Source organism: Halobacteriovorax sp. DA5 (assembly GCF_002903145.1).
Taxonomy (GTDB): domain Bacteria; phylum Bdellovibrionota; class Bacteriovoracia; order Bacteriovoracales; family Bacteriovoracaceae; genus Halobacteriovorax_A.
This window is the reverse complement of record NZ_PPDJ01000003.1, coordinates 234,791-250,008: the sequence shown is the minus strand read 5'-3', so window position 1 is coordinate 250,008 and position 15,218 is coordinate 234,791. Positions and strand designations below refer to the sequence as shown.

At 35.5% G+C, this 15,218-nt stretch carries 15 protein-coding genes; 1 reads left to right on the top strand and 14 read right to left on the bottom strand.

What is annotated here, in order from left to right; genetic code table 11:
* Positions 1-67 precede the first annotated feature (67 nt).
* The 14 genes from C0Z22_RS07820 to ybeY all read right to left on the bottom strand — a co-directional run bounded on the left by C0Z22_RS07820 (position 68) and on the right by ybeY (position 14,339).
* Positions 68-1,213: a hypothetical protein gene (locus C0Z22_RS07820; protein WP_103217803.1), complete on the bottom strand. Its 1,146-nt coding sequence runs from the start codon at positions 1,211-1,213 to the stop codon at positions 68-70.
* A 5-nt stretch (positions 1,214-1,218) separates the two neighbouring features.
* Positions 1,219-2,298 (bottom strand): DUF3108 domain-containing protein, encoded by a 1,080-nt coding sequence (locus C0Z22_RS07815; protein ID WP_103217802.1) that lies wholly within the window; start codon positions 2,296-2,298, stop codon positions 1,219-1,221.
* Between the two features lies 1 nt (position 2,299).
* The gene (gene lpxK, locus C0Z22_RS07810) at positions 2,300-3,373 is read right to left on the bottom strand and encodes a tetraacyldisaccharide 4'-kinase (protein ID WP_103217801.1); all 1,074 of its coding nucleotides are present in this window, start codon (positions 3,371-3,373) and stop codon (positions 2,300-2,302) included.
* A 9-nt stretch (positions 3,374-3,382) separates the two neighbouring features.
* A complete protein-coding gene (gene lpxB, locus C0Z22_RS07805; protein ID WP_103217800.1) occupies positions 3,383-4,513 on the bottom strand; it encodes a lipid-A-disaccharide synthase in 1,131 nt (376 codons plus the stop codon).
* The gene (locus tag C0Z22_RS07800; protein ID WP_103217799.1) at positions 4,510-5,457 is read right to left on the bottom strand and encodes a Gfo/Idh/MocA family protein; all 948 of its coding nucleotides are present in this window, start codon (positions 5,455-5,457) and stop codon (positions 4,510-4,512) included. Before C0Z22_RS07800 ends, lpxB begins: the two co-directional genes overlap by 4 nt.
* Before the next feature lie 12 nt (positions 5,458-5,469).
* On the bottom strand, positions 5,470-6,267 hold the full coding sequence (gene lpxA / locus C0Z22_RS07795) for an acyl-ACP--UDP-N-acetylglucosamine O-acyltransferase (RefSeq protein ID WP_103217798.1): 798 nt from the start codon (positions 6,265-6,267) through the stop codon (positions 5,470-5,472).
* Between the two features lie 12 nt (positions 6,268-6,279).
* The gene (locus C0Z22_RS07790; protein WP_103217797.1) at positions 6,280-6,759 is read right to left on the bottom strand and encodes a 3-hydroxyacyl-ACP dehydratase FabZ family protein; all 480 of its coding nucleotides are present in this window, start codon (positions 6,757-6,759) and stop codon (positions 6,280-6,282) included.
* Between the two features lie 13 nt (positions 6,760-6,772).
* The gene (gene lpxD, locus C0Z22_RS07785; protein WP_103217796.1) at positions 6,773-7,789 is read right to left on the bottom strand and encodes a UDP-3-O-(3-hydroxymyristoyl)glucosamine N-acyltransferase; all 1,017 of its coding nucleotides are present in this window, start codon (positions 7,787-7,789) and stop codon (positions 6,773-6,775) included.
* A gap of 73 nt (positions 7,790-7,862) precedes the next feature.
* Positions 7,863-8,363: an OmpH family outer membrane protein gene (locus C0Z22_RS07780; protein WP_103217795.1), complete on the bottom strand. Its 501-nt coding sequence runs from the start codon at positions 8,361-8,363 to the stop codon at positions 7,863-7,865.
* A gap of 16 nt (positions 8,364-8,379) precedes the next feature.
* A complete protein-coding gene (bamA, locus tag C0Z22_RS07775; protein ID WP_103217794.1) occupies positions 8,380-10,671 on the bottom strand; it encodes an outer membrane protein assembly factor BamA in 2,292 nt (763 codons plus the stop codon).
* A gap of 126 nt (positions 10,672-10,797) precedes the next feature.
* Positions 10,798-11,454 carry an ABC transporter ATP-binding protein gene (locus tag C0Z22_RS07770; RefSeq protein WP_103217793.1) on the bottom strand — a complete coding sequence of 219 codons (657 nt, stop codon included), beginning with the start codon at positions 11,452-11,454 and terminating at the stop codon, positions 10,798-10,800.
* The gene (locus C0Z22_RS07765; protein ID WP_103217792.1) at positions 11,455-12,648 is read right to left on the bottom strand and encodes an FtsX-like permease family protein; all 1,194 of its coding nucleotides are present in this window, start codon (positions 12,646-12,648) and stop codon (positions 11,455-11,457) included.
* Position 12,649: 1 nt separating this feature from the next.
* Positions 12,650-13,763, bottom strand: a protein-coding gene (gene prfB / locus C0Z22_RS07760) for a peptide chain release factor 2 (RefSeq protein WP_233189713.1) whose coding sequence is annotated in 2 segments (ribosomal slippage) — positions 12,650-13,690 and positions 13,692-13,763 — 1,113 coding nt in all. Because the reading frame shifts where the segments join, the coding sequence is not laid out codon by codon here.
* 27 nt (positions 13,764-13,790) lie between these two features.
* Positions 13,791-14,339 carry an rRNA maturation RNase YbeY gene (gene ybeY / locus C0Z22_RS07755; RefSeq protein WP_199177537.1) on the bottom strand — a complete coding sequence of 183 codons (549 nt, stop codon included), beginning with the start codon at positions 14,337-14,339 and terminating at the stop codon, positions 13,791-13,793.
* A gap of 72 nt (positions 14,340-14,411) precedes the next feature.
* On the opposite strand from ybeY, the gene mazG reads away from it, so the two are divergent.
* Positions 14,412-15,218: a nucleoside triphosphate pyrophosphohydrolase gene (gene mazG / locus C0Z22_RS07750; RefSeq protein ID WP_158246854.1), complete on the top strand. Its 807-nt coding sequence runs from the start codon at positions 14,412-14,414 to the stop codon at positions 15,216-15,218.

Below are 15,218 nucleotides of genomic sequence, written 5' to 3'. Positions count from 1 at the left end.
AACTTACAATTTTTTGATTTTGCGCATCTTAAGTTTTTTGGGGCCCTACGTCAACAATAAAAACTTATTAATTATAGAACCTTAGGCGTTTGTTCAGGTGCTTTTCGTACAGTTTAAATAGGTTATATTTATAACCATCAATACCGTGCTCATTCCATAGCTCATCACGGGACTTAAGACATGATTCCTTATACTTAGTATTATTTTGGACGATATCTTTAACTCTAGTCCTCAACTCACGTGCATCACCTTGACGGTAAGTCGCAAGAGAGCCGTGGTAGATTCGATGAAGTTCCTCCGTCGTAGCATTGCGCGGAACAGCAGTAGGAATTCCTTTAAGGATTGCCAGAAGTGCGTAGTCTTCAATTGGAGATTTTGACGTGTACGAAATCCAGATATCAGAGCGTACTTCATAAATATTATCGTGCTCATGAAATTCAACGTAATTTTCAAGTTTATACTCTGCAATTCTATCCTTTATCGGATTATAAAGGATATTTCTCTCCCACTTTCGATTTGAGAAGATATGCAGTTTAAATCTCTTAGGTAGCTCATTATCTAAATTCAAGGCCCATAAAGCCTCTAAGCAAACTGAGAGATCATTTAACTCAACTTCGTGATCATTAACCCAACAAGAAAGGTGAATTAAGTTTTCCTCATCAAAAGTATATTTTTTCTCAAAGTTAATCTTATCAACACCAAGGCCAGAAGAATAAATCTTACGTACAGGCACATCCATATGAGTATTAATTGAATCAATCATCTCTCTAAAAGGAATAAAGATCAGATCAATTCTTCCTATCAGGCGACGATACCAAAACTGTTTATAGAATTTACTCACTTCAAAATTAATCGTGAAAAAGAGTGCTGTTAAATTTCTCTTTCTTAAGAACGAGGCCAGCGGCCATAGGAAATTTAATTGATAGCAGTGAACGATATTAATATCGTAACGCTTTATTATTCCTCTAAGTTTTGAAAGCTTATACCAATTCCAAACTCTTAACTTAGTTGTACCTGTATGGAAAATACAATCGATCCCGGCCTTTTTACACTCTCTATGCAAGAACGAGTCTTTTAAGCAGTAAATGAAGATATTATGGCCAATTTCTTTTAACAAAATACTATCTCTTAAGAGCATGCGCTCCTTCGAACCTGAACTATAGGTTGGAGAAACATAAAGAATATTTTGTTGTTTTCTAAAAATATTAACCATTAACTTTACTTACCAGTATCCTTTCCCGCTTTATGAGAGATAAGCTCTCCTTTTACAGTTCCAATTTTAACCTTTGCAGAGAACTTAAGTACAGTCCTAGTTTCATCAGTTGAAATCCAAAAATTTATATCGCCAGATTTCTTTAGAACCCCAGGAAATTGTGTTTGGGCAGTTATCTTATAAGCTTGATAAGCTTTTCCCATAATAGTGATATCTTCTATTTCATCGACAGTCGCTTTTAAAAGCCACGCCTTACCTCTTGTAATAATTGGAAAATCAAAGCTTGTTCCAATCTTCATTGGAATACCGCGAATAAAATAAAGAGCGGAAAAAGAATCAGTAAAGTATCGTGGTAGAGAGTCTACTTTCTTAATCTTCTTTGTTTTTCCTTTCTTCAGACGATTATAAAAAAAGTAGGTCTTCAGTTCGTCATGATCAAATAGTTGAAGATCATCCACAACCTGTCCTGATTCACGCTGCTTCATTTCATACTTTAAAGAAGAGAATTTTCCATGGTCCGCATCGACATAAACATCAAGAGTATCTTTAAGCTTATAGATACCTTCAAAATATTCAGCAGATTCTAAAAGAGCATTTACATGAAGAACTTCTTTTTCTCCGATCAGTGCCATCGGTTGTGTTGTAATCGTTGCGATCCCCGCCTTAAAGATTGACCAAGTAATCTCATATTTGAATTCTTCACCAACAAAGAAGATCGGCTTATATGAATCCCAATATTTCTTTGATTCTTTATCAAATTTTAAAAATGCTTTTGGGTAATCTTCTTTTTCTTGAGGATTAGTTTTTACCTTTGGAGCCGCTTTAACAACAGACTTAGCTTTAACAACTTTTTCTTTTTTCTTTGCAACTTTCTCAATCTCCTTCTCTTCAATTGAAGAAGAAAAGGGAGTCGGTGTCGGAGCAGGCTCTTCGACTTCAGTCGTTTTAAACTTCTCTAAAGTCTTACTTTCCTCATCAGAGAAAATTTCCACTAGATCCATATCATCGCTATCACTTTTCATAAGTGCACCAGCACAACCAAAAAGTAATAAAGCCAAAAGACTTAAAGAAAAAATATTTCTCACTCTAACCTCTAACAACCGAGTTGATTTTATCTTTTACAAATTGTTCACCTTTTATAAACTCGATACCAATTTGTAGGTAGTGAATTCTCTCACTACTAGAACACCTCTTCATTTTAACAATATCTTTCTCAGTTGTAAGAATGATGGCATCCTTTTCTTGTGCTAGTTCCACTAAGCCTTCTAACTCACTAACTTTATAAAGGTGGTGATCAGGAAAATTAAAATCGTCAACTATATTTGCATCAAGTTGCTTAACTAACTTTAAGAACGCCTCAGGAGATGCAAGTCCCGATACACAAATGACACTTTTTCCTTTTAAGTCAGTCAAAGCATAATCTTCTTCATGTAAGAGGTTCTTAATTGCACTTGGAGCATACTTAAAAAAACCGCTCGGCGTATTCGGTTTACAGTTTTTAAGAATATAACTTTCTAACCTTTCAAGTTTATCTTCAGTTACAAGATCTGCCCTACCAAATAGAACAATATCCGCTTCTCTTAGAGCACTTACGCCCTCTCTTAAGTATCCCCTAGGAGGACAATGATACTTCGACATTGGAAGTAGAGAGTCGAAAAGAACGATATTCAAATTGCGGTTGATTTTTAAATGCTGAAACCCATCATCAAGAAGAACAACATCTGCTTTTTCTTCTTCATAATATCGTCTTAAATTATCACTTCGGTCTGCACCAACAACAACACTAGCATTCTTTAGATTGCGACTTAAAACAAGTGCCTCATCACCAAAAACAAAAGGGTTTTCACTGATTTTCTTTCCCGTTTTAATGATTCCACTTGAGTTCTCTAATTCGCCCTTATAGCCTCTCGTTAGAACCATCGTCTTTTTATTTAAAATATCATTCAAATAATTACCAATCCAAAGCGTAAAAGGTGTTTTTCCTGTTCCACCTAGCGATAGATTTCCGATACTAATAATTGGTACTTCAAAAGATGATGATTTAAGAATTCCCATCTTGAAAGCAAAACGACGTAAACGATAAATCCACTCCCACAAAAAACTAACAGGAGTAAGAGCAACGGAAAAAAAGTTAATGAGTTTTATATTAATATTATTCATGATTCCTCATTATAAATAAGCACTTTTAATTTTTTCGAGAAGATATTGAGAAACCTCTATATCCTCACCTTCAGTTAAATCTCTTAGCTTTTTCAGTTCACTTAAAACAAATTCATAGCGTTTTTCATCATCGAATAAGTCTTTGGCCTTGCGAACAAGATTATATTCACTGAAGCCTTCGCCGAGTAGCTCAGGATAAACTTCATGACCTAAAATTAAATTAGGAATAGAAACGAAGCCTTTATACTTAACAATATTTTCTGCAATAAACATATTGAGCAGATTAAGATCGTATGCGATCACGCTTGGTACCCCATAAAGGGCCAAAGATAGGTTTACTGTTCCACTAGTTGCGAAAGAAAAGTCTGCTGCTTTGAGCGCCTCATCTAATTCACGATCTTCATAAATCTTATCAAATTCATTTTCAAAACGAGAAAATAGTTCTTCATCAACAGAGCTTGCTTTAACGATTGAAAGCTTAAATTTATAACTCTCTCTAAGTTTTTGGCATGCCTTAATAAATTGAGGCAACATGAATTCAATTTCAAAGCGACGACTTCCAGGCAGAAGTAAAATATTAAACTCTCCATTCTTAAAATCGACATTGGTTCTTTGAAAATTTTCCAACAGAGGCTTTGTCTTCTTAAGTAGTGGATGTTCAATTGTTATGGCCTTACTTACTCCACGATCCATAAACCACTTTTTTTCAAATGGTAAAATACAGAATAGAGTATCAACTGAAGCTTGAAGATATTTTGTACGCCACTCTTTCCATACCCATGCTTGAGGTGCAACATAGTAGAGAACTTTGACACCGAGCTTTTCAAGCTTCATGGCCAACTTAAGATTAAATGTCTGAAAATCAATTAAGATAGCAACTTTAGTTCCACGCTTTTTAACTTCATCAATGATGTGATTGTAAGCACCGTAGTAAAATGGAACCTTTTTAACTGCTTCTGTAATTCCCCAAGTGGAAAAATCTTTTAAATCGTAAAGAAGTTCGACTCCTTGCTCTTTCATAAGCTCTCCCCCTACTCCAAAGAATTGAGTATCAGGAGCTCCCTTTGTTAGAGTCTCAAGGAATGTCATTGCATGTTCTTCACCAGATTTTTCACCGGCAATAATTAAGCAGCTTTTCAATTAAGTTCAACCTCAATGTTTTTCTCGAGTGATTCATTAACTGCAGCAATTAACTCCATTGCAGCAATTCCATCATCAATCGTTACAAATTCTTTCGTATTATTTAAAATTGAATTATAGAAACGTTCTTGTTCAATTAGTAAGTGATCTCTTTTTTCGTAATCAAATTCATTAATTACTTGCTCTTCTCCAGCTTTAATATCAGTCGAATAAGATGCCTTATTATTTAAAAGATCAACTCTAAGGATTCCCTTAGCAGAGTTAATCTGAACGCTTCTTTCAGTCTTTACATCATTTCTTGAATTTTCAATTGTAACAAGACGATCACCATAGCTAAGTAGAGCTTTAACGTGATCAAACTTATCAGTGAGAACTTTCATTCCATATGCTCTAATCGATTTAGGTTTTCCAAATAGCATAAGGGCCAAGTCAAGGTCGTGAATCATTAGATCTTCAACAACTCCAACATCTGCGGCCCTTCCCTTAAATGGAGAATTTCTTACAATTGTAGCAACACTAGAGTTTGCAGTAATGTCTTTAAACTCTTCAAGACGCTCCCAAACTTGATGGCATCTTTCACTATGTCCAACCTGTAACTTAACACCCTTTTCAGAAGCAATAATCTTCAAATCTTTTGCTTCTTCAACCGTTACCGTAACCGGCTTTTCACAAAAAACATGCTTACCTTCTTGTAATAAGAATTTAGCAATTTCAAAATGAAAGCTTGTTGGTGTAGCAATAACTGCAGCATCAATTTCTCCAATAACTTCTTTGATATCAGATACAACTTTGATGTCAGGATATTTTTCATTTGCTTTTTCTTGGTTAGCGGCAAATGGTTCAACAATGGCAATCAATTCACAATTATCTAAGTTGTATGCTTTTTGAGCATGCCATTGGCCTAAGTGTCCATAACCAATTGAAGCAACTTTTACTTTAGACATAATTTATTCCTATTAGCTTAAAAACGGAGCAATACCCATTTTTGTCGTTACAATATGCTCTTTAATGCGCTCGATGATTTCATTATTTGCATATGGCTTCATTAGCTCTTCAGTCTCAACGAAAGTACGTGGTGAGTATGTTGAAGCTTCCATATCACGGAAGAAATCAACAATTTCAGAAATAGCATTTCTTTCAACACCTGCACGACGAAGACCAATAATATTGATCCCACGTAGCTTTGCACGGTTACCGTAAGCAGTACAATATAGTGGAATATCTTTATCAATAGCTGAAGCACCACCGATATATGCACCTTCAGCAACTTTTACAAATTGAGAAATATTTGTACCACCACCGATGATAACTTTATTACCAACCTTCACGTGACCTGCAAGGTTTGTTGAGTTTGCCATAATAACACGATCACCAACAACAACATCGTGACCTAGGTGAACTTTGGCCATCAGTAGACAATTACTTCCAAGAGTCGTTTTCTCACGATCTTTCATTGTCCCTCTGTGAATTGAAACGTACTCACGTAAAACGTTATCATTTCCAATTTCAACAGAAGTAGCATGCTCTTCTTTGTATGTTAGATCTTGTGGCTCTTCACCAATTGAACAAAATTGATAAATCTTATTATTATTACCAATTGTTGTATGACCATTAATGATTACGTGATTGCGAATATCACAATTAGTTCCAATTTTTACATTTGGACCAATAATGCAATACGCACCAACAGTTGTTCCCTCTCCAATTTCAGCTGACTCGTGAATAATTGCAGTTGGGTGAAATCTCTCGCTCATGGAGGCTCCTTCTTAATTTTCTTTTACTTTAAAAGATGCAAGAACCTGACACTGGCTTACTAAGTCGCCTTCGTGATAGATTTTGCAATCATTTTGTAAGAAACCAGTACGCATTTTTGTACATACAGTTTCAATATCTAATTTCATTCCAGGATGAACTGGTTTTCTAAATTTTGCGCCTTCAATTGATAATAGCGCAACTTCAAATTCACCTTCTTCTAAATTTTTGTAATAAAGCTTTAATTGAAATGAAGTAAATTGTGCCATCATTTCTACTTGAACAACACCTGGAAGAATTGGATTTCCAGGAAAGTGTCCTGCAAAAATAGGATGATCTTCACGAGTTTTATAATGTCCTTTTACAACTGCTCCAACTAGATCTTTTAATTCGTTTACCTCACCTACTGCTTCTACACTTGTGATTTCATCAACAAATAAGAATGGCTCGCGATGAGGGAGAATTTGCATTACTTGTTCTTTGTTTAATTGCATACATTACCTTCCGTTAAATATTCTTTCGTAAAAAAGCAATTCCTCGTAAAAATTCACGCATAGGTCTTGCTGGGTATCCACCAACGATTTCCTTCGGCTTCACGTTTCCAATAGCAACCGATCCTCCTGCAAGTTGAGCGGCCGTACCAACTTCTAAGTTGTCTGCAACAGCTGCTTTTCCTCCAAGAACGGCATAATCTCCAATCTTTGTACTTCCACCAAGTCCGGCCTGTCCGCAGAGAATAACTCCGTTTCCAACCTTAACATTGTGAGCAACTTGAACAAGATTATCAATTTTTACGCCACTTCCGATACGTGTTGGAGAGAATGTTCCTTGGTCAATTGAAGTATTTGAACCAATTTCAACATCATCACCAATTTCAACTCCACCAAAGTGCCAAATCTTATGATGAACACCTTGATGAAAGTTATAACCGAATCCATCACTACCTATAGTCGTACCAGAGTGAATTCGACAATTTTTTCCAATGACAGTTTGAGGATAAATTGTCACGTTTGGATAAATTGTACAATTTTCGGCAATTTTAACATTTGGTAAAATCACACAGCCAGGCATGATTATACAATCAGCTGCGATTTCGACACCCTCTCCAACAAAAACATTTTCAGCAATTTTTACTGAAGGGTGAATTGAGGCCAAGCTACTTTTACGGCCATCAAGATCGTAATTTAAGCTCCCAAGTTTTTCGTCGAAAAATAATTTAGATGCTTTCGTAATTGAGATAGGTATATTTGAAGAAGTAAGTAACACTATCGAATTATTTTCTAGTTCTTTCTTTTCAGAGTCATCAAGCGATTCAAAAAGATTTGTATCAATAATTAGTGCTAAATTATCTCCAGCGCCAGCATCTCTATATTTAGCTAGAAATTTTTTAGCACCAATGAAGAGAATTTTTTCTTCAATAATTTCTTCTATCGATGAAATCCCAGAAACAGAGTACTCAAGATTTCCAGATAGAAAACTCATATCGCTATCGTTTTCGATAATATTTTTAATCAGAATGGACATTTTATCCCCTCCTTTAAAACGACAAAAGGGAATACCTTCGTATTCCCTTCATGAGTCTATTTTTATTAGCAATTTACTTATGTTTGTTATCGTAAGCTTTAATTACATCTTCAGTAATGTCAGTAACTTTATTGATGTAAAGAATTGGAGTTGTCGAAGTCTCATAAGTCCAATCAAGACCTTTCTTCTTTGATACTTCTTCAACAACAGTTTTAATTTTATTTAAAATTGGTCCTTTTGCACTTTGTTCCATTTTTGCAAGCTCACCTTGGTACTGTTGCATTTTCTGTTGGAAACCAAAGAACTTCTTCTGTAGTTCTTGACCTTTTTGTTGCTTAGTTTTTTCATTCATAACAAGAGCTTGTTTTTCAAACTTCTCTTTTTCTTTTACTAGAGCTTCTTCTTCTTTCTTAAGCTCAGCTTGCTTCTTATCGATTTCTTTTTGCAGTTTATCCTTAATCTTTTTAGACTCTTTAACTGTTAAAAGAACTTTTTGAACATCAACACGTCCGATATTCATTGCAGATGCTGTTAATGAAGAGAAAAGTAATCCAATTACTAATAAATTTTTCATATCGTCTCCTTACGAATTAAAATAATTGTCCAATATCAAAGTGGAATTTTGTTCCCGCATTCATATCTGGGTCAGGGTTAATAGGAATACCCCACTCAAATCTTAGAACACCAATTGGTGAGAACCAACGGAAACCAAAACCATAATCCATATATATCTTATCGATATCTTCTAGCCTTTTGGCCGTACCTGCATCAAAGAAAGTAACAAATTTAAGGCCTGCTTCTTTGGCAAGTGGGTGCTCAAGCTCCAGTGTTGTAAACACAGTGAACGGGGCACCTGTATTAAATGTTTCAGTAACATTAGGAGTTCCTGGGTCATTATCATCATCATAAGTAACAGTCTCTTTTGGACCAATATCTTCGATGTCATAACCACGTAAGTTTCTCGCACCACCTAATGAGAATTTCTCATTTCTTGGTACAGGAACACCTTTATCTTCAATTTTCCCAGTGTAGAATCGACTTCTAAAAACTAGCTCTTTCCATACCGGATAGAAATAACGTACATCAATTTCATTCTTCCACCATTCTTTATCACCACCAAGTCCTGCATACTCAGTAGCAAGGTTCCAGTAGTAACCATCAGTAGGCTCAAAACGGTTATTTCTCTTATCCTTTACAACAGCAAGACGAACTGAAGAAGTCACACCATCTTCGTTCTCATCGACTGTTGGATCTTTAATATCTGTAAGCTCAGTTTCTTCAAGCTTATATGTTGTATATAGCCTTGTGTATTCGAAGATAGGATAACCAATACGAGCCGCAAAACCATGTTTCTTATAATCGTATGAATCAAGTTGAGTATCAACTGTTCTAAACACCTCTCCACCCAGAGTCCATTTCGAATCCATAAAGTATGGTTCAGTAAATGATAGAGAGAAGTTTTGTTGCTCTTTTGCAATATTTGTTGAGAACGATAATTGTTGTCCTAAACCTCTAAAGTTGTTTTGAGAAATAGAAGCTTGAAAGAAACCACCTGTTGCCGTTGAGTAACCAGCACCAAGAGAAATTTGTCCTGTACTCTTTTCTTTAACACTAATCTCAACATCAAGAATATCGTCTTGTCCCGGAGATGAAACAGTATTGAAGATAACGCTACCTGGTTCAAAGAAACCAAGACGATTAACATTTTCTTTTGACTCACGAAGACCTGAACCAGAATACTTCCCACCTTCATGAATTTTAAGCTCACGACGAATTACTTTATCACGAGTTTTAGTATTTCCAGTTACTGAGATGCGACCAAACTTCGCAAGCTTCCCTTTTTCAAATGAGTACTGAATATCAACTCTATTTTCGCCAGGTACTAGTTGGATATTTCTGATAACGTTGGCAAAGGCATAACCAAGGTCTTGGTATGACTCAGTAAGAGTTTGAATATCACGTCTTAAAAGCTCTTCTGAATAAACTTCTCCGGCCTTAAGTTTTGTTTTTTCTCTAAGTTCATCTTCAGTAAAAAGAAGCTCACCTTGGAAGTAAACATCACGAACATCAAATTTAGGACCTTCTTTAATCTTAACAGTAATGAATACCCATTTCTTATCTTCTGAAACTGTTACTTCAGGGACAGCAACGTTGACCTGAAGATAACCTTTAGTCGAATAGAAATACTTAATTCTTTCAATATCTGTTTTAAAATTTAGTTCTTTAAAGTTTCCTGAACCAGAAAGGAATGAAAATAGACTCTCCTCTCTTGTCTCCATAATTGACTTAACTTCTTCTTCTGCAAAAGCAGTTAGACCTAAGAAAGTCACTTTCTTAACTCGAACCTTATCGTACTCACTGATTTTATAAACTAAGTGAACATTCTCTTTGTCGACATGTCTAATTTCATACGAAACATTGGCCAGGTAGAAGCCCTTTTCTTCGTAGGTCTTCTCCATTTGGCGAACATCAGCTTGAATTGAGTTAATGTCTAGGATTGAGTATTCTCTTGTCTTTAAGTTTTCACTTAAGTCGTCTTTATCGACTTCATCATTTCCACTAAAAACGATCTTAGCAATAATAGGCTTTTCAACAACTTGAAAGATTAGCTTATTGCCATCCTGATGAGCCTCTACGGACTCAAAGTACTTGAGGTTATAAATTGTTTTAATGTCATCAAATAGAATTTCATTTGTAAGAGTAAGGCCAGCGCGAGAACGTAGCTTATCAAGAACAGCTTCTTTCTCTACCTTCTTTAAACCTTGAACTTCAACACTTGAGATTTTAAACAGACGAACACGTGGTCCAATTTCACTTGCTTGAATACTTAAGGTAATTGAAAAAACAATTATATATATAAAACTCTTCCAAGAGTTAATCATCTAGTCTCCGTGATCTCACGATCCTGTCATGTGTGTGCAGACAAAAAATACTTGAGTAAAAAAATATCAATAATCTTACAAAGTTACAAAAAGAAAAACGAACATCCTGCACAAAAAAGTGATGTATTAATGCAGGATTCCATCGATCATCGTATGAACACGACTAAACTTACGAGACATTTCCTCGTCATGCGTTACAACAAGAAGAGTTGTTCCAAGCTCTCTTGATAATTCGAAGATAAGATCAGCAACAATTTTTGAATTCTTAGAGTCGAGATTACCTGTCGGCTCATCGCACAGTAAAAGCTTTGGACGCAGTGATAGAGCACGTATAAGATTGATACGCTGCTGCTGCCCACCAGAGATCTCATATGGGTAGCGCTTAAGGCACTCAGATACACCTAAAGTCTTGGCCAGAGAGAGAATATACTTCTTCACCTTTGACACATCATGTCCACCTAAGCGGGCCGGAAGAAGAATATTTTCAAGACATGTTAGAGATGAAAGTAAAAAATGAAATTGGAAAACAAATCCTATTTTGGAATTACGATAATTTGCTAACTTCGCATCATTCATTTGACCAATATTCAAGTTATCAACTGTAATTTGACCTGAAGTAATATTCTCAAGTCCCCCAATAAGATACAAAAGAGTTGATTTACCACACCCCGATGATCCCTTAATTACACATTGTTCACCTTGTGAAAGTTCAAGATCAACCCCTTTTAGGATATGAGAATTTCCAAAGTCTTTGTAAACATTCGATACATTTAAAACTGCCATTTACGAAAACTCCTCTCTAAGGCCTTGGGCCATTGATTTTGAATCTAATCTCTTAAGAACTACAAAAGTTAAGAATATAATAAAGATAAATGAAATTAATCCAACAATAAAAATATCTCTTAGGGATAAGAATAGCTCAATTCGATTTAGGTGATAAACATCTGTTGGAAGAGAGAAAATATCAAGAGTTGATAGAAGATAATCAAAAATCTCTACGCAAACGAGAGAGCCTAAAAATGCAATAAGCCAAATCCCGATATTCTGAACCATCCAAAGTGTTCTAAATTTCTTAGGAGAAAGTCCAATAGCATATAGTAAAAAGATTTCTTGTGACCTTCTCTCTTTTGAAAATATGATAAAAGCTAAACAGTTAAAGATAGCTAAGATAACAACAATTGAGAAAACAATCGAAATCATATATTTTTCAAATTCAACGGCCTTTAAGAAAGTTGCAAAATCGCTCCAATAAGGTGCGATAGTATATTCATAGTAGAAGACACTTTTCATATCAGCTACAACTTCATTGATCTTCGAAAGACTTCGATACTCAGGTTTTAGCCTTAGGCTCATTAAATTAATACGATCCTTAACTCCCAAAAGAGTTTGAATCTTTTTTAAGTTCACATAAACAAAACGATTTCGATATTCGTGAATTTTAAAAGTTTTAATATCTTTTACTTTTAAAACCGCATTTGTTGGAAGATATCGTTCACCTAATTTACCGGCCGAAAAACTGAACTTTAAAGTATCTCCCACTTTAACCTTTAAATCTTGTGCAAGAAGATCACCAATTATAACTTCATTTTCGCCAGGCTCAACTAGACCATTATCGAGTTGATTAATCTTTTCATTAACACCAACGACAAAGACGGCCTTTCCCTTCTCATCTTTATTTACAAATGATTGTGTACGAAGCATTGGAATTTTAGTTTGAATTGGAAAGTTATCAAGATCCTTTTGTTCATTTTCATTTAACTCAAAGAATCCATTTGTTGCCGTAAGAATAATCTCACCACTTCCAGCATTAAGGGATTTCTTAAGAGTTACCCCAAAGCCATCCATCAGGGCCAAACTACAAAGAATAACGGCAAGAGAAAACATAAGGCCTATAATTGTGGCCGTAATAAAATAACGTGACGATCGATCACGAAAAAAAAGTAATTGAAAATCTTTAAATAGATAGAAAAAACTCAAATTACTCTTCCTTCATCCCATCAACTGACCATCTTAAATATGCATCCATAAAACCATCGATATCACCATCTAAAACTTTTTCAGCTTGTGATGATTCATAGTTAGTTCTGTGATCTTTAACCATTTTATAAGGATGTAGAACGTAAGAGCGAATCTGTGCCCCCCATCCAATCTCTTTCTTATTAGCTTCTTCTTCAGCGGCCGCTGCTCTTTGCTTTTCTAGCTCTAACTCATATAAACGAGACTTAAGAACTTTCATGGCCTGAATTTTATTTTGCAGCTGTGACCTTTCATTTTGACAAGTTACAACAAGACCAGTTGGAAAGTGCGTAATTCTAACGGCCGAATCAGTTGTATTTACTGACTGTCCACCAGCACCACCAGAGCGATAAACATCAATGCGAATATCTTTATCTAAAACTTCAATTTCAATATCGTCATCGACTTCTGGTGAAACAAAAATTGAAGCAAAAGAAGTATGTCTACGATTAGCTGAATCAAATGGTGAAATACGCACAAGACGATGCACGCCTGTTTCAGATTTAAGATTTCCGTAAGCGTAATTGCCTTCAATTAACATCGTTGCTGATTTGATCCCTGCACTATCACCATCTTGAACATCAAGAAGTTGAACCTTAAACTTTTTATGTTCGGCCCATCTCTTTACCATTCTAAATAGCATACTTGCCCAATCGCAAGATTCGGTACCACCGGCACCAGCATTTATACTAACAATCGCATTATTTGGGTCAGCATCATCAGAAAGTAGAACTTTTAATTCCGCTTTATTGAAAGCTTCGACGAATTCATCTGAAATCTCAATCGCTGCTGTAGCAGATTCTTCATCACCTTCAGTAGCGTATTCATTTAAAATTTCAAATTCATCATATAGATCTTTTAATTTTGTATAAGTATTAACGACATCTTCTAAAAGGTTTTTTTCCTTTTGTACTTTGGCAGCATTTTGATTGTCGTCCCAGAAGCCAGGCATGGCCTCCATATCTTGAATTTCACCTATGCGTGCTGACTTTTGGTCAACATCAAAGTGACCTCCTTAGACTTGCAAGCTTCTCATCATAACTTACCATTAGTGATTTTTTTTCACCAAGGGCAATGCGAATACTTTCTTCCATTTTTAATTCCTATTTTTTTTGCCTAGATTTTTTAATTTTCATTAGAATCTCTTTTTCAAGAGCTTCCATAATTTCTTCTTCCTCTTGTGAGATTTCATGGTCATATCCTAACAAATGAAGAAGTCCGTGACAAAATAAGTGAATAACTTCTTGCTCTAACTCGATATCAAAATCGCGAGCCTGTTTTGCGGCAACATTTCGACTAATAATGATATCTCCAAGCATTACTGGGCCAGGAAGAACGAAATCCGTACTGTCTGGACGAAGACTTTCATACATTGGAAACGAAAGAACATCTGTTGTTTTATCTTTACCGCGATGTTCGCGATTGATCTGTTTCATACGAGAGTCGCCACAAAAGTGAAGATCAACTTCAATCTCCTCGTGAACTTTCTTGTCTAAACAAGTGTTCTTTGAATAAAGGAAATTACTTAAGACAATAAGCGAATCCTTTAACATATTTTCGCAGGCCTTAAGTCCCCAATCAGCTCTAGAATTGTCAGCTAAGTTAACAATAAGTCTTGATTTGTTTACTTGAATAGTTGCGCTATGGGCCATTATTTCCAATCTCTTTTTAAGGGTGTATTATTCTGTCTTAGGTTACATAGATTATATTACCAAGGCGAAGTTATGTCACTAAGCGAAATGGAAAGATTAAGAGAAGTTGTTGCAAAGTTAAGAGATCCTAAAGACGGTTGTCCATGGGATCTAGAGCAGACTCACAAGTCACTTCTAAAATATTTGATGGAAGAATCTTATGAGTTCATGCATGCAGTGGAAGACGGTGACTATCGTAAGATGGAAGATGAATTAGGTGATGTTCTTTTACAAGTAGTCCTTCACTCTCAATTAGCAAGTGAGAAATCAAAATTTGATCTCAACTCTGTGGCCAAAACAATCGCAGATAAAATGGTAAGACGACACCCTCATGTTTTTACAGATAATAAGGCAAAAGACGTTGCCGAAATTAAACAACGCTGGGAAGAAATAAAGAAAGCTGAAAAAGCAAACGAAGAAAGCCTTAAAAAATATGAAATTTGTAATGAACTTCTCTCTTTTCCGGCCCTTACAAGTGCTGCAAAAATTGGAAAGAAAACAAATAAAATAAACTTTGACTGGGAAGATTACACACAAGTAATGTATAAAGTCGAAGAGGAGTGGCAGGAGCTAAAAGAAGAAATCACTCCAGGACGTGAGCTTAATAAAGAAAGAGTTCAAGAAGAAATGGGAGATCTTTTATTTTCAGTTGCACAGCTTGCAAGACATCTCGATCTTGATCCAGAGATCACACTGCGAGAAGCAAACTTAAAATTTAAAAGAAGATTCAATCAACTTGAAGACATTGCTAAAGAAGAAGGCATTGTTATTCGTGAAAGCTCTCAGGACGAACTTGAAACCCTTTGGTCTCGCGTAAAAGAAAAAGAAAAAAGTAACTAA

Bases quoted from the DNA above. Each gene is read 5' to 3' on its own strand.
- C0Z22_RS07820 (WP_103217803.1), bottom strand. From the start codon at position 1,213: ATGGTTAATATTTTTAGAAAACAACAAAATATTCTTTATGTTTCTCCA.
- lpxK (WP_103217801.1), bottom strand. From the start codon at position 3,373: ATGAATAATATTAATATAAAACTCATTAACTTTTTTTCCGTTGCTCTT.
- C0Z22_RS07800 (WP_103217799.1), bottom strand. From the start codon at position 5,457: ATGTCTAAAGTAAAAGTTGCTTCAATTGGTTATGGACACTTAGGCCAA.
- lpxA (WP_103217798.1), bottom strand. From the start codon at position 6,267: ATGAGCGAGAGATTTCACCCAACTGCAATTATTCACGAGTCAGCTGAA.
- C0Z22_RS07790 (WP_103217797.1), bottom strand. From the start codon at position 6,759: ATGCAATTAAACAAAGAACAAGTAATGCAAATTCTCCCTCATCGCGAG.
- lpxD (WP_103217796.1), bottom strand. From the start codon at position 7,789: ATGTCCATTCTGATTAAAAATATTATCGAAAACGATAGCGATATGAGT.
- C0Z22_RS07780 (WP_103217795.1), bottom strand. From the start codon at position 8,363: ATGAAAAATTTATTAGTAATTGGATTACTTTTCTCTTCATTAACAGCA.
- bamA (WP_103217794.1), bottom strand. From the start codon at position 10,671: ATGATTAACTCTTGGAAGAGTTTTATATATATAATTGTTTTTTCAATT.
- C0Z22_RS07770 (WP_103217793.1), bottom strand. From the start codon at position 11,454: ATGGCAGTTTTAAATGTATCGAATGTTTACAAAGACTTTGGAAATTCT.
- ybeY (WP_199177537.1), bottom strand. From the start codon at position 14,339: ATGGCCCATAGCGCAACTATTCAAGTAAACAAATCAAGACTTATTGTT.
- mazG (WP_158246854.1), top strand. From the start codon at position 14,412: ATGTCACTAAGCGAAATGGAAAGATTAAGAGAAGTTGTTGCAAAGTTA.